Below are 18,726 nucleotides of genomic sequence, written 5' to 3' on the forward strand. Positions count from 1 at the left end.
CGATCCGCAGCCTGAACTGCACATCCGCGGCGACAAGGACGTGCGCTACGAACGCGTCGCCACGGCCATGGCCGCCGCCCAGAAGGCCGGCGTGCGCAAGATCGGTTTCATCACCGATCCGACGCCGCAGTAAACACCGCTGCGCTTCAAGCGTGCCTGCGTCGCAGGTCGAAGCGACGGCACTCAGAACGTCCAGCGCGCGCTGACCCGGGCGCTGCGCGGCTCCATCGGATGGATGTGCCGGTCTTCGATGCCGCTGCCGCAGTCGCCCCTCGCCACCTCGCCGGCGGTGCACGAGGCGTAGAAGTACTCGATATCGTTGCCTTTTCGGCCAGTGAGGTTGAACACGTCCAGGCCGAGCGTCAGGTGGCGGTTGACTGCGTAGCGCGCGCCGAAGTTGAGCAGCGTCGTGGACTTCGAGCGAACGCTGTCCAGCGTGTCCAGCGCGCGGGGCCCGAGGTAGCGCAGGCGCAGCGATGCGGTCAAGAGGCCCTCGGTGTACGTCACGCCTGCCGCCACCACCCGCTCCACCGCGTTGTCGATGTAGTTGCCTTCGCCTTCAGGCGCAATGCCGCGGAAGCGCGCGCGGGAGAGCGCGGCGTCGGCCTCCAGCCGCCAGCGCCGGTCGAGCTTCCAGCGCAGCGTGGCCTCGATGCCGCGCCGGCTGCTGGCCCGGCCCGGTTCCGTGGTGCCGGCGTCGCCCACATAGACCAGTTCCGAGTCCAGCCGGAGCTGCCAGAGCGCGACCGTGGCCGTGAAGTCTTCATCCGGTTGAAAGCGCCAGCCGATCTCGGCGCCGCGGCCCTTGACCAGCGCAGGCACACGATCCGCCGGCAGTCCGCTCTGCGGATCGAGCTGGATGGTGGCGCCGCGCACGTCGTTGCTGTGGAAGCCGACACCTGCATTGAGGTAGAGCTCGTTGGCCGGCGTGACGGTGAACGCCAGCCCGGCCTTCGGGCTCGCCAGCGAGTCACGGCCTCGGCCGCTGTTCACCGGGCCGTAGACGGGCTCGCGGCCATCGACGGAATAGCGCAGCAGGTCGCCGCGCAAGCCGACGTAGCCCCGCAGCCTGTCAGTGAAGTTGACGAGCTGCTGCCCGTAGAGCGACACGAGGTCCTGCGACACCTTGTCGTTGCGCACGGTCGCCGTGCGCTGCCGCGCGATGGTGTCGTACAGGCCGACTTCGCCGATGCGGTCGCCGCGCCACTGCGCGCCGAAGCTCAGGATGCCGTCCAGACTTCCAAGTCGACTGGGCATGCTGTGCGAGGCCTGCGCGCCGAAGACGCGCCGCCGGTCGGTCTGCTCGAACTGGTCGCCCGTGTCCGTCCGGTTCAAGAAGTAGGTGAAGTCCGAGAACAGGTCGAAGCGGTAGTCGATGGCATAGGCGCTGATCTGCGTGTTGCCCTGCGGTCCGTTGTCGAACCACTTGCCCGACAGGCTGAGGCGCCGCGTGTTGCCGCCGTCGGTGGTGTTGAGCGAGCCGAAGCGGGACAGCTCGCCGCTGTCCACCAGCCGCTCCGGAATCTGGTCGGTCGAGTTCCAACGGCTCTGGTAAGCCATCCCGGTGATGCTCAGCCCACGCGTGGGCGTGCCCTGCGAATAGCGCACCACGGCATTGGCCTTGCGCAGCCGCTCCGGGGTGTCCCAGGGGCCATCGTTGCCTTCCAGTTCCACCGCACCCAGCCAGGTCTGGTCCTGCACGGTACGGGAGTCGGCAGCGAGCAGCCGACGGAAGTTGTTCTTGCCCAGCGTGACTTCCGCAAAAGGGGCTTCGAGCGCGCTGACGTAGTCGAGCGAGGCACTGCCGGCCAGCGAGAAATCGCCGCTGTCCACAAAGTAGGGCCCCTTGCGGTAGCGAACGCCGGACACGAGATCGGGGATCAGGAAGTTGAGGTCCGCGAAGCCCTGGCCGTGGCCGTGCGTGGGCATGTTCACCGGCATGCCGTCGACCGTGACCGCGAAGTCGGTGCCGTGGTCGAGATTGAAGCCGCGCAAAAAATACTGGTTGGCCTTGCCGTCGCCGGAGTGCTGCGTGGCCACGACACCCGGCACGGCTTCGACGATGTCGCCCGGCCGCAGCTTGGGGCGCGCCTGGAAGGATGCCTTTTCGGCCGCACCTTCGCTGGCAGAGTCGGCTGTGCCGATGGACGCGTCGCGCGGACCGCGCACCGACACCTCGGGCAAGTGGCCGTCCTGGCTCCAGGCGGGGGCGTTGGCGATGAGGGCGGCGGCCAACAAGGCGGGGGGACGGCGTCGAATGAGCGGCACAAGCTTCCTCGTTATGTATGAACAATTCCAAATTATTCATACGAATGCCACGCAAAGCTGTACGCCGAACGGCGCAGATGCCGCAGCTGCAGCTTCGCCACGAAGTCGGCCGACGGATGCCACAGCGCGGAACGCCGTGGTTCAGGCGCTCAATTCACCGGTCGGAAATGACGGTGGGGCTTGCTCGCGCCATGGCTGTGTTCGTCGGTCGGGCCCAGCGGCACCAGATGCACATTGCCATGCCGAACGCCGCGCAGAGCCACCAATTGCTCGGCACAGGCCTGCACGGCTGCCACCGGCCCGCGCAGAACCACTGTTTCCAGGCAGTGATCATGGTCCAGGTGCGTGTGCATGCTGCTGATGACAAGATCGTGGTGGTCGTGCTGCAGGTTCATCACCCGGCCCGAGACGGCATGTTCATGGTGGTCGTAGACATAGCTGACGGTGGCGATGCACCAGGAAGGCTGGGCCTTCGAGACCGGCTGGGCGAGCGTCGCGCTGCCGAGCCGTGAGCGAATCAGGTCGCGGATGGCCTCCGAGCGGCTGGCGTAGCCGCTGGCCTCGATCAGTGCGTCGAACTGCCGGGCCAGATCGTCATCGAGCGAGATGGTGAAGCGTTCCATCAGAGGATTGTCCGCGCCCGGCAGAGTGTGGCTGCGAGCCGGTCGCCGAGCTTTTTTTTCGGTTTCACCACGCGCTGGAGTCGAACACCACCAGCTGCTCCGTCTGACCGGCCATGAAGGCCTTCATCTCCTGGTGCACGGCGCTGACCTGGTAGCGCTCGTGGGCCGCCTCGTCGTCGAAGCAGGCGACCACCGCATGGCTGAAGCCTTGCGCGCGGCTGGCCTCGTTGGGCGCGTAGAGGTAGCTCACCAGGCCGGGTGAGCGCGCGCGGATCTGCGCCGCGTAGTCCTGCACGCGCTGGTGGAAGGCGTCATCGGTGCCCGGCTTGAAGGCCATCAGGACGGCATGGATGAACATGGCTCAGCCCCCCTTGCCCGCGCCGGCCGGATTGCGCCGGCCCAGGCGGTTCCACGCCTGCACGGCCAGGCCCACCAGCCCTTCGCGGAACAGCAGCACGCAGGCGATGAAGATGACGCCCTGCACGATCAGCACCCAGGAACCCAGCGGCGCCAGGTAGTTCTGCAGCGTGACGAAGGTCAGCGCGCCGACGATGGGGCCCAGCAGGGTGCCGATGCCGCCCAGCAGGCTCATCAGCACCACCTCGCCCGAGGCGTGCCAGTGCACGTCGGTGAGCGAGGCCACACCGAACACCAGCACCTTCATCGAGCCCGCCAGCCCCGCAAGCCCCGCCGACAGGGCGAAGGCCTGGAGCTTGTAGCGCGACGTGCCATAGCCCAGCGAGCGGGCGCGCTGCTCGTTGTCGCGCACCGCGCGGATCACCTCGCCGAAGGGCGACTGCAGGATGCGCACCACGAACAGGTAGGCCGCCAGGAAGACGGCGAGCACCACGTAGTACATGACCATCGAGTTGCCCAGGTCGAACAGGCCGAACAGCCTGCCGCGGGGCACGTTCTGCAGGCCGTCCTCGCCCCCTGTGAAGCCGGCCTGCACCGCCACGAAGTACACGACCTGCGACAGCGCCAGGGTGATCATGGAGAAGTAGATGCCCTGCCGGCGGATGGCCAGCGCGCCGAACACCAGCCCCAACAGCACGCCGGTGGCCGTGCCGGCCAGCAGGCCGAGTTCGGGCGTGAGCGCCCAGGCCTTCATGGCCATGCCCGTCGAATAGGCCGCCGCGCCGAAGAAGGCCGCATGGCCGAAGGACAGCAGGCCGACGTAGCCCAGCAGCAGGTTGAAGGCCGCCGCGAAGAGCGCGAAGCACAGCACCTTCATCAGGAAGGTGGGGTAGAGCACCAGCGGCGCCACCAGCGCCAGGGCCAGCAGCAGCCACCAGCCCAGCACCTGGTACCGGCGCGCCAGGCGCAAGCTGACGCGGGTGGCCTCGGCCGCCACGGTGTTCTGCACCTGCAGCGGCCGGCCGAACAGGCCCGAAGGCTTGACCAGCAGCACGATGGCCATGATCACGAAGATCACGAAGTTCGACGCCTCGGGATAGACGACCTTGGTGAGCCCCTCGATCACGCCCAGGCCGAGGCCGCTCACGATGGCGCCGCCGATCGAACCCATGCCGCCGATGACCACCACCGCGAACACCACGACCACCAGGTTGGAGCCCATGAGCGGGCTGACCTGGTAGATGGGCGCGGCCACCACGCCGGCGATGGCCGCCAGCGCGACGCCCAGGGCATAGGTCAGCGTGATGTAGCGAGGAACATTGATGCCGAAGGACTTGACCGTCGCGGGGTTCTCGGTGGCGGCGCGCAGCACCGCGCCCAGCCGCGTGCGCTCCATCAGCAGCCAGACGCCCACGCACACCACCAGCGAGACGACGATGGCCCAGGTGCGGTACAGTGGCAGGAACATGAAGCCCAGGTCGATGCCGCCCAGCAGCTGCTCCGGGATGGCATAGGGCAGCCCCGACACGCCATAGGCCTGCCGGAACGCGCCCTCGATGCACAGCGCCAGCCCGAAGGTCAGCAGCAGGCCGTAGAGGTGATCCATCTTGTAGGTGCGCGCGATGATGGTCTTCTCCAGCACCACGGCGAGCACGGCCATGATGAGCGGCGCCAGCACCAGCGCCCCCCAGTAGCCGATGCCCAGGTAATTCAGCAGCATCCAGGCGATGAAGGCGCCGGCCGTGTACTGCGCACCGTGTGCGAAGTTGATGATGTTGAGCAGCCCGAAGATGACGGCCAGGCCGATGGACAGCGTGGCGTAGAAGGCGCCGTTGATCAGCCCCAGCAGCAGCTGGCTCAGCAGCGCGGAGGACGGAATCCCGAAGATGTCGAACATGGTGTGATTTCCTGCTGCTGCGTCAGACGCCGAGCTGGCGCCGGATGCGCTCCGGCTGCGCCGCGGCTTCGGCGGCGTTCAGGTGATCGACCACGATGCCGTGGTCCATGATGTAGAGGCGGTCCGCCACCGAAGAGGCGAAGTGGAAGTTCTGCTCCACCAGCACGATGGTGAAACCGCGCTGCTTGAGGGCACGGATGGCGGTGGCGATCTGCTTGACGATCACGGGCGCCAGGCCCTCGGTGGGCTCGTCCAGCAGCAGCATGCGCGCGCCGGTGCGCAGGATGCGGCCGATGGCCAGCATCTGCTGCTCGCCGCCCGACAGATTGCCGCCGGTGCTGCCGGCGCGCTCCTTCAGGTTGGGAAAGAGCGCATGGATCTCGTCGACGCCCAGGCCGCCAGGCGCGAGCACCGGCGGCAGCATCAGGTTCTCGGTCACCGTCAGGCTGCGGAACACGGCCCGTTCTTCCGGGCAGTAGGCCAGACCCAGGCGCGGGATGCGGTGGTCGGCCATCGCGATGGTCTCGGTGCCGTCGAACACGATGGAGCCGGTGCGCCGCTCGATCATGCCCATCAGGGCGCGCAGCGTGGTCGTCTTGCCGGCGCCGTTGCGCCCGAGGATGGTCACCAGTTCGCCCTGGCGCACTTCGAGGTTCACGCCCTGCAGGATGTGCGACTCGCCATACCAGGCGTGCAGGTTGCTGACCTGGAGCATCATGCGGCCTCCTGCGCGGGTTCGACGCCCATGTAGGCGGTGATGACGCGCTCGTCGGTCGAGACGCGCTGGTAGTCGCCTTCGGCCAGGATGCTGCCGCGCGCCAGCACGGTGATCGTGTGGCACAGCTCCGAGACCACCGACAGGTTGTGCTCCACCATGAGCACAGTGCGATGGGCCGACACGCGCCGGATCAGGGCGGTGATGCGCGCGACGTCCTCCTGGCCCAGGCCGGCCATGGGTTCGTCGAGCAGCAGCATGCGCGGGTCCAGCGCCAGCGTCATCGCGATCTCGAGCGCGCGCTTGCGGCCATAGGGCAGTTGCGCGGCGCGGGTGTTGGCATCGGCCTCCAGCCCGACCTCGCCCAGCAGCCGCGCGGCCTCGCCGTCCAGATGGCCCATGGCGCGGGCCGGCCGCCAGAACTGCGGGCCCAGCCCGGTGCGCTGCAGCAGCGCGACGCGCACGTTCTGCAAGGCCGTGAGGCCCAGGAACACGGCCGAGATCTGGAAGGAGCGGACCATTCCCAGCCGCGCGACCGCCTCCTGCTGCAGCCGGGTGACGTCGCGACCGAAATAGGCGATGCGGCCGGCATCGGGCTGCAGCACCTTGGTCAGCAGGTTGAAGCAGGTGGTCTTGCCGGCCCCGTTGGGACCGATCAGCGCGTGGATGGTGCCCTCGCGCACGGTCAGCGACACGTTGTCGACGGCCTTGAAGCCGCCGAAGCGCTTGGTGAGCCCCTCGCAGGCCAGGGCGATGCGTTCAGCCATGCGGGCTCCTCACATGCGGGCGAGCATGCCGCCGTCGATGGCCACCACCTGGCCGTTGATGAAGGCGCCGCTGCGGCCGGCAAAGGCCACGACCAGCGGCGCGATGTCCTCGGGCTCGGCCCAGCGGCCAGCCGGCACGGACTGCTCGATGAAGGCCTGGAAGCCCTCGCGCGCCTGCAGCGCCGAGGTGAAGCGCGTCTTGACGAAGCCGGGGGCCAGCGCGTTGCAGGTGATGCCGCGGGGGCCGTATTCGACGGCGATGGCCCGCGTGAGGGCGGCCAGCGCGCCCTTGGCCGTGGCATAGGCCGCGATGCCCGGCATGGTGGCCTGGCCCGCCACCGACGACATGTTGACCACCGTGCCGCGGCCGGCCGCCACCATGCCCGGCAGCACGGCGTGGCAGCAGTTGAAGGCGCCTTCCACATGCACCGCCTGGATCTGCTTCCACTCGTCGAGGGACATCTCGACCAGCGGCTTGCGGTTCTGGTTGCCGGCGTTGTTGACCAGGATGTCGGGGGCCCAGCCCGTCGTCTGCAGCTGCGCGACTTCGGCATGCACGGCATCGCTGTCGGTCACGCTGAAGACGGCGCCGCGGGCCTCGATGCCCGTCGCCTGCAGCTGCGCGACGGCGGCAGCGCAGGCGTCGGCGGCCAGGTCGTTGACGACGACGCGGGCGCCCGCGCCCCCGAGGCTGCGCGCAATGGCGAAGCCCAGGCCCGAGGCCGCGCCGGTCACCAGCGCGGTGCGGCCGGCAAGGCCGAAGGTCTCGGCCAGAAAGGCTGAATTCAAGCTTGTCTCCTTGTTCGATCACGGCAGCCAGGTGCCGCACGCATGGCGTTGCGCCATGTGCTGAATCAATAAAAGTCTCGTTTCATGAGACTTGACACGATTTCTACTATACGAAAGAATTTTTCGGCCATCCAAGCTTTCGACCTCCGGGGAAACCCGGCCCATCCATCCAAGGAGACATCCGTCATGGCGCTAGAAACACCCGGCGAGGCCGGGGCCCATCTGCTCGGCCCGCTGGCCTCCCATTACCTCGATGTGGAGGCACTGCCGTGGAAGCCGACGCAGGTGCCCGGCATCGACATCAAGGTGCTCGTGCAGGACAAGGAGACGGGGCTGCTCACGGCCCTCTTCCGCTGGCAGCCGGGCACGGAGCTGCCCATGCACGAGCATGTGGAGATCGAGCAGAGCTACATCCTCGAAGGCTCCATCGTGGATGCCGAGGGCGAGGCGCGGGCCGGCGGCTATGTCTGGCGACCGCGCGGCAATCGCCACGTGGCCCGGTCGCCCCACGGCGCGCTGGTGCTCTCGTTCTTCCTCAAGCCCAACGTGTTCATCGACCAGTTCGCCGGCCAGAAGCTGGAATAGCGCGGACGACTGCCGCCTTGCATCCCATACCGACAACAGGAGACAACCCATGAAGAAGCATCCCACCCTCGCCTGCGCCGCCGCAGGCCTGCTGAGCCTGGCCGTGGCCGGCGCCGCCCATGCGCAGACGGTGTCCAACGACGTCGTCAAGATCGGCCTGCTGAATGACCAGTCGGGCCTGTTTGCCGACATGTCCGGCAAGATGTCCATCGAGGCCGTGAAGATGGCCATCGACGACTTCGGCGGCAAGGTGCTAGGCAAGCCGATCCAGATCGTGTCGGCCGACCACCAGAACAAGGTGGACATCGGCCTGGCCATCGCCCGCAAGTGGTACGAGCAGGAAGGCGTGGACATGATCCTGGACGTGCCCAACTCGGCCATCGCGCTGGGCGTGCAGGAGCTGACCAGGCAGATGAACCGCGTGGCCATCTTCACCAGCCCCGGCACCTCCGACCTCACCGGCAAGGCCTGCTCGCCCAACGGCGTGCACTGGACCTACGACACCTATGCCTATGCCTCCGGCGCGGCGTCGGGCGTGATGGCCGAGGGCGGCAAGAGCTGGTTCTTCATCACCTCCGACTACGCCTTCGGCCATGCCCTGGAGCGCGATGCCTCGGCCGTCGTCAAGGCGCAGGGCGGGCAGGTGCTCGGGGCCATCCGGCACCCCATCGGCAGCTCGGACTTCTCGTCCTATCTGGTGCAGGCCCAGGCCAGCAAGGCGCAGGTGATCGGCCTGGCCAACGGCAGCGCCGACACCATCAACACCATGAAGCAGGCACGCGAGTTCGGCATCGGCACCGGCAAGCAGCGCATCGCGGCGCTCTACATGGGCATCAACGACGTGCACAGCATGGGCCTGGCCATCGGCCAGGACATCAACCTGGTGGAAGCCTTCTACTGGGACCAGAGCCCCGAGAGCCGCCAATGGTCCGAGCGCTTCTACAAGGTCGCGGGCCGCATGCCTTCGGGCGTGCAGGCCAGCAACTATGCGGCCACGCTGCACTACCTCAAGGCCGTGCAGGCGGCCGGCACCGACGAGGCCGGCGCGGTCATGAAGAAGATGCACGAGATGAAGATCAACGACCTGATGACCAAGGACGGCACCATCCGCGAGGACGGCCGCGTGATGCGCGACCTGTATCTCTACAAGATCAAGAAGCCGTCCGAGTCCAAGCGCCCCTGGGACTACTACACGGTGGTGCGCACCATCCCCGCGCAGCAGGCCTTCAAGGCGCCGGACCCGGCCTGCCCGCTGGTCAGGAAGTAAGCCGGAACACACAGCGGCCGGCATGCGCGCGGGCCTGCCCGCAAGGGCCCGCGCGATAAACTGCCGCCGCACCTGGAGAGCCCCGTCCCCGATGTCCCACAGCGATCCTGACGAGTCCACCGACGCTGGCGGCGCCCGCGGCAATGGCACGCCCGATGGCAGCCTGGACAAGATGCTCAGCATCCTGAACCTCTTCACCGAGGACAACAGCGCCATCACCCAGGAGGGCATCGTGGCGCACATCGGCTGCTCGCGCGCCACGGCCTATCGCTACCTGAAGTCGCTGTCCACCGCGGGCCTGATCAGCCCGGTGCACGGCGGCGCGTATGTGGTCGGCTCGCGCATCATCGAGCTAGATCGCCTGCTGCGCCTGCGTGATCCGATCCTGCTGGCCGCCCGGGAGGTGATGGCCACGCTGGCCAGAGAGCAGAAGGTCAACGTCATGCTGTGCGCCTATTACGGCGACAAGGTGATGTGCGCCGACACCGAGTGGCCCGACACCAGCTACACCTCCAGCTACGAGCGCGGCAAGCCGATGCCGATGTTCCTGGGCGCGACGGCCAAGGCCATCCTGGCCCACCTCACGCCTTACCAGCAGCGCAACCTGATGCTGTGGCATCCGGCCGAGATCCGTGCGGCCGGGCTGGGCGACAACTGGGACGAGTTCCGCGCCAACATGCGCCGCGTGCGCAAGGAGGGCGTGGTCGTCTCGCACGGCGAGATCGACAAGGGCCTGATCGGCGTGGGTGCTCCGATCTTCAGCGCCGAGCAGAAGGTGCTGGGCAGTCTGGTGGCCATCGTGCCGGCCAAGGGCCGGGCGGCCAGCGCGACGGCACTCGAACGCCTGCGCGGTGCGGTGCAGCAGGCTGCGCAGGCCCTCACGGACAAGTTGCGCGCTGGGCAGCGCGATGCTCCGCCCGCGCGCGCCTCGCGGCCTCGGCGCATCGAGGGCTGACCGCGCGGCCCGCGGCGCGGGCCGGGCCGATCAACCCTTCTTGCCGGGTGCAGCGGCACTGTCGCGCTCATGCTCGAAGATGCTGGCCGTGCGCCGGTAGTGCTCCGCCAGCAGCGCCCGTGCCTGTTCCAGCTCGCCCTGCATGACGGCGTCGAAGATGGCGCGGTGCTCGTCCTGCTCGTTGCGCCGCTTGTAGGCCGCGCGGGCGGCGAGCTGGCGGAAGCGGTAGGCCTGGTCGTAGAGCTGCTCGCAGAAGCCCAGCAGCAGTGCAGAGCCGCAGCCCGCCAGCAGGGCGCGATGGAAGGCGCGGTGTTGCCGTTCCCACTCCGGGTTCTCGGCATAGGCATCGGCCGAGATCGAGCGCGGCGTGCGCGACAGGCGATGGAAGGCGAGCACCAGCGGCTCTTCCCACTCCGGGCCGCGGCGGGCGAAGGCCTGGCCGATGGCCAGCGACTCCACCGCCACGCGGGTGTTCACCAGGTCGTCCAGCTGGGCCTGCGTGGCCTGCGCCACCGCAAAGCCGCGCTGGTCGTTGTGCACCACCCATTCCTCGCTGGCCAGTCGGTTGAGGGCCTCGCGCAGGGGGCTCGCGCCGACCTGATAGCGCTCGCGCAACTCGTGCATCAGCAGCTTGCGGCCGGGTTGCCAGTGGCCGGCCAACACGTCGGCCCTCAGGCGCTCGTAGGTCTGGCGCGCCAGCGTGGGCGACGAGGCATCGGCGACGGCGGCCAGCCCTGGGACAATCCCTGGTTCCGTTTTTATCGACAAAACATCCTCTTGATAATTAATATCGTCAAACACCAGTCAACAAGGGTTTGTCGAAATTATGTCCAGATATGCGCGCGTGACGCCACCAGGGCGCCCCACCCAATGGGCCGTGGAGCGCGGAGGCGAGTTGTGGGGCCTGGGTGACCAGGTGCCGGCCGAGGTGGACGACAGCGCCTGGCTCGACCTGACGGCCCACGGCCCGAGCGCCCGGCAGCTGGAGCAGGCCACGCCGCTCGTGCCCGATGCTGTGCGCTGGGAGCTGCCCGTCGCCCGTCCCGGCAAGGTGATCTGCCTGGGCCTGAACTACGCCGCCCATGCCGCCGAGGGTGGCAATGCGGCGCCCGAGTACCCCAGCTTCTTCATGCGCGGTGCCAGTTCGCTGATCGCCCATGGCGCGCCGCTGGTGCGGCCGCGCGTGTCCGACAAGCTGGACTTCGAGGCCGAACTTGCGGTGGTGATCGGCCGCCGCGCACGGCACCTCACCGAAGCGGATGCCCTGTCGGCCGTGGCGGGCTATGCCTGCTTCAACGACGGCACGCTGCGCGACTACCAGCGCCGCACGGCCCAATGGACCATCGGCAAGAACTTCGACGGCACCGGCGGCTTCGGCCCCTGGCTGGTGCCGGCAGCCGACCTGCCGCCCGGCGCGGCGGGCCTGAAGGTCGAGTCGCGCCTGAACGGCCGCGTGATGCAGAGCGACGACACCGGCCACATGATCGTGACGGTGGCCCGGGCGCTGGTGCTGCTGAGCGAGGTGCTCACGCTGGAGCCAGGCGACGTCATCGCCATGGGCACGCCCTCGGGCGTGGGCTATGCGCGCACGCCGCCGGTGTGGATGCAGCCGGGCGATCGCATCGAGATCGAGATCGAGGGCGTGGGCCTGCTGGCCAACCCCGTGGTGCAGGAGGAAGTCTGAGATGGAACCCGTCATCACCCGCCTGCCCGACGACTTCCGCTGGCCGGGCGGCCACCGGCTCGCCGTCATCTTCAACATCGCCTACGAGGCCTGGTCGGACGGCCAGGCGCCGGGCATCGGACCGATGGGCAATGTGCTCAAGCCGGGCTTCTTCGACACCAATGCGCATTCCTGGGCGAGCTTCGGCCTGGTGCGCGGCATCCACCGGCTGCTGGGCATCGCGCAGAAGCACGGCGTGCGCACCAGCGTGATGGTCAACGGCGTCATCTGCGAGCGCGACCCGGCCACGGTGCGCAAGCTGGCCGAGCTGGGCCACGAGGTCATCAACCACTCGTGGGGCATGGACGTGATTCCCGTCTATTTCGACGAGGCTGGCGAGCGCGCCAACCTCGCCCGCAATCACGAGCTGCTCACGGCCACGGCCGGCGTGGCGCCCCTCGGCTGGATCAGCCCGCGCGGCACCGGCAGCCCCATCAGCTCGCGCCTGCTGGCCGAGGCGGGCTACCTGCACCACGGCGACGTCAACGACGACGACCGGCCCTATGTGATGGACTTCGGCGGCAGGCGCATCGTGGGCATTCCGCTCACCATGGACGTGAACGACCTGCCCACCTGCATCCGCTACGGCCAGGGGCCGCGGCACATGCTGGAGACCTTCGAGGACACCTTCGCCGCCATGCGCGCCGAGCCGGTGCCGCTGATGCTGGACGTGACGGCCCACACGCACGTGATGGGCCGGCCCTCCGGCGCCTGGGTCTACGACGAGATCATGGCCCGCGTGAAGCAGGCCGGCGACGTGTGGATCTGCACCCGCGAGGAGATGGCGCGGCACGTGCTCGCTTCCGTCTGAGCCACCGGGCTGCCGGGCAGCCCACCGGTCCGAGCCGTCGCAGAAGCGGCTGGGCCATTTCCCAGGAGACAAAGACATGGCATCCAAGCTCTGGCGGCGCCTGCTGCCGGCCCTCGCCCTTGCGGCGCTGCCGCTGGCGGGCATGGCGCAAGACAAGTGGCCCGCGCGACCCGTGCGCTTCGTGGTCGCATTCGCGCCGGCCGGCCCGGCAGACATCATTGCCCGGCTGCTGGCGCAGCCTCTCGGCCAGAGCGTGGTGGTCGAGAACAAGCCGGGTGCAGGCGGCAGCGTGGCTTCGGCCCTGGTCGCACGCGCCGAGCCGGACGGCTACACCCTGCTGATCAACACCAGCTCCTACGCCGTCAACCCGTCGATGCAGCGGCAGCTGGGCTTCGACCCCAAGGGCGACCTCACGCTCGCGGCATTGGTCGCGGCCAGCCCCAACCTGATCGTCACGGCACCCAACCTCAAGGCCCGCACGCTGCAGGAGGTGGTGGCCGACGCCAAGGGCGGCAGCTACAACTACGGCACGGCCGGTGCCGGCACCACACCGCACCTCACCGCCGAGTACCTGTTCAAGGTGTTGGCCAAGGTGCCGGTCACGCATGTGCCCTACCAGGGCGCGGCGCCAGCGCTCAATGCCGCGATGAGCGGCCAGACGCAGCTGGCCAGCGTGGCGCTGCCGGCGGCGGTGGAGCTGGTCAAGTCCGGTCGCGTACATGGGCTGGTGGTGACGGGCGCGCAACGCTCGCCGGCCCTGCCGGAGGTGCCGACCGTGGCGGAGTCGGGCTTTCCGGGCTTCGAGGACGTGACCTGGGTCGGCGTCTTCGGCCCCGCCAGGACGCCGCCGGCCGTGCTGCAACGGATCAACGACGAGGTGACGCGCCTGCAGAAGGATCCGGAGTTCCTGGCCCGCCTCGCCGCCACCGGCTTCGAGCCCATGGGCGGCAACCTGGAGGCCGTGCGCGGCTACCTGGACCGCGAGCTGGACAAGTGGGCGCGCGTGGTGCGCGAAACCGGCGCACTGCCGAACTGACGCTTCGACGCACGCGTCCGAGCTTCACAAGAGAGGAGACATCGCCATGATCCATCGCCGGCACTGCCTGGCCACGCTGGGTGCGCTCGCTGCGGCCCCGTTCACGTCCGCCTTCGCGCAGGGCGCCTACCCCAACCGTGCGATCAAGCTGCTGGTGCCTTTCTCGGCTGGCGGCAGCCCGGACCTGCTGGCCCGCGTCATCGGCACCCAGCTCGGCCAGCAGCTGGGCCAGGGTGTCATCGTCGACAACCGCCTGGGCGCCAACGGCATCGTGGCGGCCGAAGCGGTGGCGCGTTCCGCGCCCGACGGCTACACGCTGCTGGTGACCACCGGTTCGCAGGCCATCAACCCGAGCATCTACAAGAGCCTGCCCTACGACACCTTGGCCGACTTCGCGCCGGTCACGCTGTTCACCATCGCACCGGCGCTGACGCTGGTGGTGGCGCCCGACTCGCCGTACAGGAACTTCGGCCAGTTCCTGGAGGCGGCGCGCAAGCCCGATGCCCAGATCACCTACGGCTCGCCCGGGAACGGCAACACCCTGCACCTGGCCGGCGAGCTGCTCAACGAGACGGCCGGCACCCGCATGCTGCATGTGCCCTACAAGGGCGCGGCACCGGCGCTCAATGCGGTGATGAGCAAGGAGGTGACGGCCTGCTTCCTCAGCACCGCCGCGGCCACGATGGCGGTGAAGGCCGGGCAGGTCCGGCCGCTGGCCGTCACCAGTGCCAAGCGCATCGCGGCCTTTCCGGACGTGCCCGCCATGGCCGAGAGCGGCGTCGCAGGCATGGACTACAACGGCGGCTGGGTCGGCCTGTTCGCGCCCGGCAAGACGCCCGAGGCCGTGGTACAGAAGCTGGCCGCCGAAGTGCAGCGCGCCATGCAGGTGCCGCAGGTCAGGGACAAGATGGTCGGCTGGGACAGTCCGCCCGCCACACTGAGCACGCAGGAGTTCGCCGTCTTCTTCCGCCAGGAGATGGACAAGTTCGCCCGCATCGTCAAACAGGCCAACGTGCCGCTGCAGTAAGAAAAGGAGCCCGAGGAGGATGAGCGCCATGCCCAATCTGGAAACCCGCACCACCGTCGAGAACGGCCTGGTGTTCATGCGTGACGTGGCCGTGACCATGTCCGACGGCGTGACGCTGCGCGCCAACGTGTTCCGCCCCGAGGCGCCCGGCCGCTATCCCGTGGTGATGGCCATGGGCGCCTACGGCAAGGATGTGCATTTCGAGGACGCCTTCAACCCGCAGTGGCAGGTGCTCAAGCGCATCTACCCGGGCCTGGACACCGAGGGCAGCACCGGCCGCTACCTGCGCTGGGAAGTGGTGGACCCGGAACGCTGGGTGCCCGAAGGCTTCGTGGTCATCCAGGTCGACTCGCGCGGCACCGGCCGGTCTGAGGGCTACCTGGACCCTTTCGGCCCGGTGGAGACGCGCGACTTCTACGAATGGATCGAATGGGCCGGCACGCAGCCGTGGAGCAACGGCAAGGTGGGGCTCATCGGCGTGTCGTATCTGGCCATCAAGCAGTGGCAGGTCGCGGCTTTGCGGCCACCGCACCTGGCGGCCATCGTGCCGTGGGAGGGCTCCAGCGAGTTCTACCGCGACGGCGGCCACCACGGAGGCATTTTGAGCAACAGCTTCACCTTCGAATGGTGGCCGCGCCAGGTGCTGGCCAACCAGTACGGCAGTGGCAAGAGCACGCACCGCGACCGGCTCACGGGCGAACGCACCACCGGCCCCGCGCTGTCGGACGAACTGCTGGAAGGCAGCCGCGCCGACCATCCCAACGACCGCCTCTCGCACCCGCTGGACGACGCCTGGAACCGTGCCCGCGCGGCCAACCTGCCGGCCATCGAGGTGCCGCTGCTGTCCGCCGCCAACTGGGGCGGCCCGGGCATGCACCTGCGTGGCAATTTCGAAGGCTGGCAGCGCGCGGGCTCGAAACAGAAGTGGCTGTTCGCGCACATCGGCACGCACTACGAGAGCTTCTACCTGCCGCACTACGTGGCCATCCAGCAGCGCTTCTTCAAGCACTTCCTGGCGGGCGAGGACAACGGCTGGGACCGCGAACCGCCGGTGCAACTCGCCATCCGCCAGGCCGATGGCACGGCCGAGATGCGCACGGAGCAGGAATGGCCGCTCGCGTGCACCGCCTGGACGCCCTTCCACCTGGACGCCGCCGACGGCTCGCTGGGCGACGCGCCGCCGCGCGGCGCCGGCCGGGCCAGTTTCGAAGCCATGGGCGAAGGCCTGAGCTTTTCGACCGCGCCCTTCGCGCAGGACACCGAGTTCACCGGCCCGGCCGTGCTGCGGCTGTGGGTCTCGTCCAGTACCACCGATGCCGACCTGTTCGTCGTGCTGCGCGTCTTCGATCCGGACGGGCAGGAGATGAGCTACGTGGGCGCGCATGAACGCGTGCCCATGGCCATGGGCTGGCTGCGTGCCTCTCACCGCAAGCTGGACCCGGCGCGCAGCCTGCCCTGGCGGCCCTGGCATGCCCATGACGAGGTGCAGAAGCTCGTGCCCGGCGAGGCCTATCCGGTGGAGGTGGAGATCTGGCCCACCTGCCTGGTCTTTCCCAAGGGGTGGCGCCTGGTGCTCACGGTGCAGGGCCACGATTTCATCGTGACCCCGCCCGGTCGCATGCGCCACGACCATCCCGAGGACCGGCCTGTGGCGGAGTTCGGCGGCGTGACCACGGTCCTCACGGGTGGCGACCACGACAGCCGACTGCTGATGCCGCTGATTCCGGCGCGACGCTAGGGCCGCGAGGCTTTCAATCCCGGTGGCTGGCGCATTGGCCGTTCGGCTTGCGATAGCCGGGCCCGCCGCGCGAGCCGCAGCCCCCGCTGCCACCCCCGCCCCCAACCCCGCCTGCACCGCCCCTGTAGGTCGCGTGGCGGCTGCCGGACGAGTGACCCCCACGTCGGCCCCGCGCGTCGGCGTTGGCGCCCACACCCCCGAAGAGGGTGGCAATCAAAACCGCTCCCAGCAATCGGCGCTTCATGGCTTGCGTGTCCCTTCCTTGCCGGTGTAGGGATTGACGTTGCCTTTGGTGCTCCAGTTGTCCAGCTTGGTCTGGTTCGGATTGGTGGCATGGCTGGGCGCGACGTGGGTTCCGTCGTGCCGGGTGTAGCTGCTCACCGAGTGGCTGCCCGAATGAAGGCCGCCGCCGCTGCTGTGCCCTCCGCCTCCGCCCTTGGCGGCCGCGGCGGCACACAGCGACAAGGCTGCGGCCAGGATCATTGCTTTCTTCATGTGCCTGTCTCCTCTCGCGCCGGGTTCGGCGCAACGGGATGCTGCACTTAAGCATTTGGCAATACAAGTCAACATTCGGCCGTTTGGTCTAAGGGGTTTGCCGAGGCCGGGGTGAGGGACGGCGCGGCATGGGGCTGTGAACCCGCCGCGACCCGGGTGGAATCTCCAAGTGGAAAACATTTCCTCTTTGGATAGAGTGCACGCATGCATGCGTTCACGCCCTCCCCTTTTCTCTGTGCCTGCCGTCTGGCGCTCTCGCTGGCGGCCGTCGCGACGCTGTCCCTCGGCACGGCCATGGCTCAGCCGGCAGCGGCCGCCGACCCCGACCGCACCGTTCTGCCCGAGCAGCGCGCGCCCCTCGCCTTCGTCTCGCCCACACAGCTCACGCCGCTGGGTGAGCGCCGTGCGGTCTTCACCGCGGTGCATGCGCTCAGCGGCCAGGAGCTGTGGATCACCGACGGCACGCCTGGCGGCACACGCTTGGTCAAGGACATCCTTCCGGGCTTCCGCGGCGCCTATCCCTCCAGCCTGACGCCGTACCGGGGCCGCATCTATTTCGCCGCGACCGACGGTGAGCACGGCGTGCAGCTGTGGCGCACCGATGGCACCGGGCGCGGCACCGTGCCCGTCGCGCGCCTCCGCGGCGCGCCCGGCAGCGATGGCGCCCTGCCCGCCGAACTGACGGTCTTCAAGGACGCGCTTTATTTCGTGGCCAAGGAGCCGGACGGCGGCTTCCAGCTCTGGAAGACGCAGGGCACGGCCCAGAGCACCGTACGCGTGGCGGCCATCGCGCTGGGGCCACGGGCCCTGGTGCGGCAGCTCACCGTGGTGGGCGACCGGTTGTTCTTCACCGCCACCACGGCCGAGCATGGCCATGAACTCTGGGTGACCGATGGCAGTGCCAAGGGCACCCGGCTTGTGAAGGATGTCAGAGCCGGGCCCGAGGACGGCGGCATCGCGCGCCTGACGGCCGGGGGGCGGCAGCTGTACTTCACCGCCAACGACGGCCAGCACGGCACCGAGTTGTGGGCGAGCGATGGCACGGCGGAGGGCACACGCCTGGTGAAGGACGTGCGGGCCGGCGACGCCGCGTCGCAACCGCGTCATCTGACAGCGATGAAGGGCGTGCTGTACTTCGCGGCCGACGACGGCCGCCATGGCATCGAGCTGTGGCGCAGCGACGGCACCGTCGACGGCACGCGCCTGGTCAAGGACATCCAGCCCGGGCCGCGCGGCAGCCTGTCGAGCCCCATGGCCGTGATGAACGGGCGGCTCTACTTCGCGGCCACCGATGGGGAGTCCGGGGCCGAGCTGTGGAGCTCGGACGGCACGGAGGCTGGCACGCGGCGCGTGGCCGACATTGCCGCGGGCGCATCGAGCGCGACGCCCTCGCGCTTCGAGGTGGCGGCGGGCCGGCTGTGGTTTTCGGCCGGCGATGCCACGCATGGCGTGGAGCCCTGGTCCACCGACGGCACGGCCGCCGGCACGCGCCGCATGGCCGACGTGGTGCCCGGCGCGGCGCATTCGATGCCGGTGGGCTTCACTGCAGTCGGCGATGCCGTTCTGTTCACCGCCGATGACGGCCACGGCAACGAGCGGCTCTGGCGCATCGACCGCGCCGGGCGGCTCAGCCTGCTGGGCGATCCGCTTCAGCAGCGGCTGCGCTGAGCACG

The 18,726-nt window shown here is 68.9% G+C and carries 19 protein-coding genes; 10 read left to right on the top strand and 9 right to left on the bottom strand.

Features of this window, described 5'->3' with window-relative positions; translation table 11 throughout:
• Positions 1-133 (top strand): biopolymer transporter ExbD (locus ABIC63_RS07170; RefSeq protein WP_354319427.1); only part of this gene is annotated, 133 nt, incomplete at its 5' end.
• Between the two features lie 50 nt (positions 134-183).
• Here the strand turns inward: ABIC63_RS07170 and ABIC63_RS07175 are convergent.
• The 7 genes from ABIC63_RS07175 to ABIC63_RS07205 form a co-directional block, all read right to left on the bottom strand.
• Positions 184-2,238, bottom strand: a complete 2,055-nt coding sequence (locus ABIC63_RS07175; RefSeq protein ID WP_354319212.1) for a TonB-dependent receptor — start codon at positions 2,236-2,238, stop codon at positions 184-186.
• A gap of 179 nt (positions 2,239-2,417) precedes the next feature.
• The gene (gene nikR, locus ABIC63_RS07180) at positions 2,418-2,891 is read right to left on the bottom strand and encodes a nickel-responsive transcriptional regulator NikR (protein WP_354319213.1); all 474 of its coding nucleotides are present in this window, start codon (positions 2,889-2,891) and stop codon (positions 2,418-2,420) included.
• 64 nt (positions 2,892-2,955) lie between these two features.
• Positions 2,956-3,249, bottom strand: a complete 294-nt coding sequence (locus tag ABIC63_RS07185; RefSeq protein ID WP_354319214.1) for a Dabb family protein — start codon at positions 3,247-3,249, stop codon at positions 2,956-2,958.
• Positions 3,250-3,252: 3 nt separating this feature from the next.
• Positions 3,253-5,145, bottom strand: a complete 1,893-nt coding sequence (locus ABIC63_RS07190; RefSeq protein ID WP_294372310.1) for an ABC transporter permease — start codon at positions 5,143-5,145, stop codon at positions 3,253-3,255.
• A gap of 22 nt (positions 5,146-5,167) precedes the next feature.
• Positions 5,168-5,860 carry an ABC transporter ATP-binding protein gene (locus tag ABIC63_RS07195; RefSeq protein WP_294372414.1) on the bottom strand — a complete coding sequence of 231 codons (693 nt, stop codon included), beginning with the start codon at positions 5,858-5,860 and terminating at the stop codon, positions 5,168-5,170.
• On the bottom strand, positions 5,860-6,627 hold the full coding sequence (locus tag ABIC63_RS07200) for an ABC transporter ATP-binding protein (RefSeq protein WP_354319215.1): 768 nt from the start codon (positions 6,625-6,627) through the stop codon (positions 5,860-5,862). The genes ABIC63_RS07195 and ABIC63_RS07200 overlap by 1 nt, the downstream gene beginning before the upstream one ends.
• Before the next feature lie 9 nt (positions 6,628-6,636).
• Positions 6,637-7,416: an SDR family NAD(P)-dependent oxidoreductase gene (locus ABIC63_RS07205; RefSeq protein ID WP_354319216.1), complete on the bottom strand. Its 780-nt coding sequence runs from the start codon at positions 7,414-7,416 to the stop codon at positions 6,637-6,639.
• Positions 7,417-7,602: 186 nt separating this feature from the next.
• Here ABIC63_RS07205 and ABIC63_RS07210 point away from each other — a divergent pair, with 186 nt between their 5' ends.
• From ABIC63_RS07210 to ABIC63_RS07220, 3 genes are all read left to right on the top strand, one after another.
• Positions 7,603-8,001: a cupin domain-containing protein gene (locus tag ABIC63_RS07210; protein WP_017759469.1), complete on the top strand. Its 399-nt coding sequence runs from the start codon at positions 7,603-7,605 to the stop codon at positions 7,999-8,001.
• Between the two features lie 49 nt (positions 8,002-8,050).
• Positions 8,051-9,268: an ABC transporter substrate-binding protein gene (locus tag ABIC63_RS07215; RefSeq protein WP_294372300.1), complete on the top strand. Its 1,218-nt coding sequence runs from the start codon at positions 8,051-8,053 to the stop codon at positions 9,266-9,268.
• A gap of 91 nt (positions 9,269-9,359) precedes the next feature.
• Entirely contained in the window at positions 9,360-10,223 is an 864-nt protein-coding gene (locus tag ABIC63_RS07220; RefSeq protein WP_354319217.1) for an IclR family transcriptional regulator, read from the top strand.
• A 30-nt stretch (positions 10,224-10,253) separates the two neighbouring features.
• Here the strand turns inward: ABIC63_RS07220 and ABIC63_RS07225 are convergent, their stop codons facing one another.
• The gene (locus ABIC63_RS07225) at positions 10,254-10,991 is read right to left on the bottom strand and encodes an FCD domain-containing protein (RefSeq protein ID WP_354319218.1); all 738 of its coding nucleotides are present in this window, start codon (positions 10,989-10,991) and stop codon (positions 10,254-10,256) included.
• A 76-nt stretch (positions 10,992-11,067) separates the two neighbouring features.
• Between ABIC63_RS07225 and ABIC63_RS07230 the strand changes: the two genes are divergently transcribed.
• From ABIC63_RS07230 to ABIC63_RS07250, 5 genes are all read left to right on the top strand, one after another.
• A complete protein-coding gene (locus tag ABIC63_RS07230; protein ID WP_354319219.1) occupies positions 11,068-11,907 on the top strand; it encodes a fumarylacetoacetate hydrolase family protein in 840 nt (279 codons plus the stop codon).
• A 1-nt stretch (position 11,908) separates the two neighbouring features.
• Positions 11,909-12,757, top strand: coding sequence for a polysaccharide deacetylase family protein (locus ABIC63_RS07235; RefSeq protein WP_294372290.1), 849 nt, complete (start codon positions 11,909-11,911; stop codon positions 12,755-12,757).
• 76 nt (positions 12,758-12,833) lie between these two features.
• Entirely contained in the window at positions 12,834-13,793 is a 960-nt protein-coding gene (locus tag ABIC63_RS07240) for a tripartite tricarboxylate transporter substrate binding protein (protein WP_354319220.1), read from the top strand.
• Between the two features lie 46 nt (positions 13,794-13,839).
• Positions 13,840-14,820, top strand: a complete 981-nt coding sequence (locus ABIC63_RS07245; RefSeq protein ID WP_354319221.1) for a tripartite tricarboxylate transporter substrate binding protein — start codon at positions 13,840-13,842, stop codon at positions 14,818-14,820.
• Positions 14,821-14,848: 28 nt separating this feature from the next.
• Positions 14,849-16,558 carry a CocE/NonD family hydrolase gene (locus ABIC63_RS07250; RefSeq protein ID WP_354319222.1) on the top strand — a complete coding sequence of 570 codons (1,710 nt, stop codon included), beginning with the start codon at positions 14,849-14,851 and terminating at the stop codon, positions 16,556-16,558.
• A gap of 240 nt (positions 16,559-16,798) precedes the next feature.
• On the opposite strand, the gene ABIC63_RS07255 is transcribed toward ABIC63_RS07250, so the two are convergent.
• The gene (locus tag ABIC63_RS07255; RefSeq protein ID WP_354319223.1) at positions 16,799-17,053 is read right to left on the bottom strand and encodes a hypothetical protein; all 255 of its coding nucleotides are present in this window, start codon (positions 17,051-17,053) and stop codon (positions 16,799-16,801) included.
• Between the two features lie 204 nt (positions 17,054-17,257).
• Between ABIC63_RS07255 and ABIC63_RS07260 the strand changes: the two genes are divergently transcribed.
• The gene (locus ABIC63_RS07260) at positions 17,258-18,721 is read left to right on the top strand and encodes an ELWxxDGT repeat protein (protein ID WP_354319224.1); all 1,464 of its coding nucleotides are present in this window, start codon (positions 17,258-17,260) and stop codon (positions 18,719-18,721) included.
• Positions 18,722-18,726 lie beyond the last annotated feature (5 nt).

This window comes from Pseudacidovorax sp. 1753 (assembly GCF_040544975.1).
GTDB lineage: Bacteria > Pseudomonadota > Gammaproteobacteria > Burkholderiales > Burkholderiaceae_C > Xenophilus.

What these genes read in the sequence shown, in the direction of transcription:
- nikR (WP_354319213.1), bottom strand. Translation starts at nt 2,891, where the DNA reads ATGGAACGCTTCACCATCTCGCTCGATGACGATCTGGCCCGGCAGTTC.
- ABIC63_RS07185 (WP_354319214.1), bottom strand. Translation starts at nt 3,249, where the DNA reads ATGTTCATCCATGCCGTCCTGATGGCCTTCAAGCCGGGCACCGATGAC.
- ABIC63_RS07190 (WP_294372310.1), bottom strand. Translation starts at nt 5,145, where the DNA reads ATGTTCGACATCTTCGGGATTCCGTCCTCCGCGCTGCTGAGCCAGCTG.
- ABIC63_RS07195 (WP_294372414.1), bottom strand. Translation starts at nt 5,860, where the DNA reads ATGCTCCAGGTCAGCAACCTGCACGCCTGGTATGGCGAGTCGCACATC.
- ABIC63_RS07200 (WP_354319215.1), bottom strand. Translation starts at nt 6,627, where the DNA reads ATGGCTGAACGCATCGCCCTGGCCTGCGAGGGGCTCACCAAGCGCTTC.
- ABIC63_RS07210 (WP_017759469.1), top strand. Translation starts at nt 7,603, where the DNA reads ATGGCGCTAGAAACACCCGGCGAGGCCGGGGCCCATCTGCTCGGCCCG.
- ABIC63_RS07215 (WP_294372300.1), top strand. Translation starts at nt 8,051, where the DNA reads ATGAAGAAGCATCCCACCCTCGCCTGCGCCGCCGCAGGCCTGCTGAGC.
- ABIC63_RS07220 (WP_354319217.1), top strand. Translation starts at nt 9,360, where the DNA reads ATGTCCCACAGCGATCCTGACGAGTCCACCGACGCTGGCGGCGCCCGC.
- ABIC63_RS07235 (WP_294372290.1), top strand. Translation starts at nt 11,909, where the DNA reads ATGGAACCCGTCATCACCCGCCTGCCCGACGACTTCCGCTGGCCGGGC.
- ABIC63_RS07240 (WP_354319220.1), top strand. Translation starts at nt 12,834, where the DNA reads ATGGCATCCAAGCTCTGGCGGCGCCTGCTGCCGGCCCTCGCCCTTGCG.
- ABIC63_RS07245 (WP_354319221.1), top strand. Translation starts at nt 13,840, where the DNA reads ATGATCCATCGCCGGCACTGCCTGGCCACGCTGGGTGCGCTCGCTGCG.
- ABIC63_RS07250 (WP_354319222.1), top strand. Translation starts at nt 14,849, where the DNA reads ATGCCCAATCTGGAAACCCGCACCACCGTCGAGAACGGCCTGGTGTTC.
- ABIC63_RS07255 (WP_354319223.1), bottom strand. Translation starts at nt 17,053, where the DNA reads ATGAAGAAAGCAATGATCCTGGCCGCAGCCTTGTCGCTGTGTGCCGCC.
- ABIC63_RS07260 (WP_354319224.1), top strand. Translation starts at nt 17,258, where the DNA reads ATGCATGCGTTCACGCCCTCCCCTTTTCTCTGTGCCTGCCGTCTGGCG.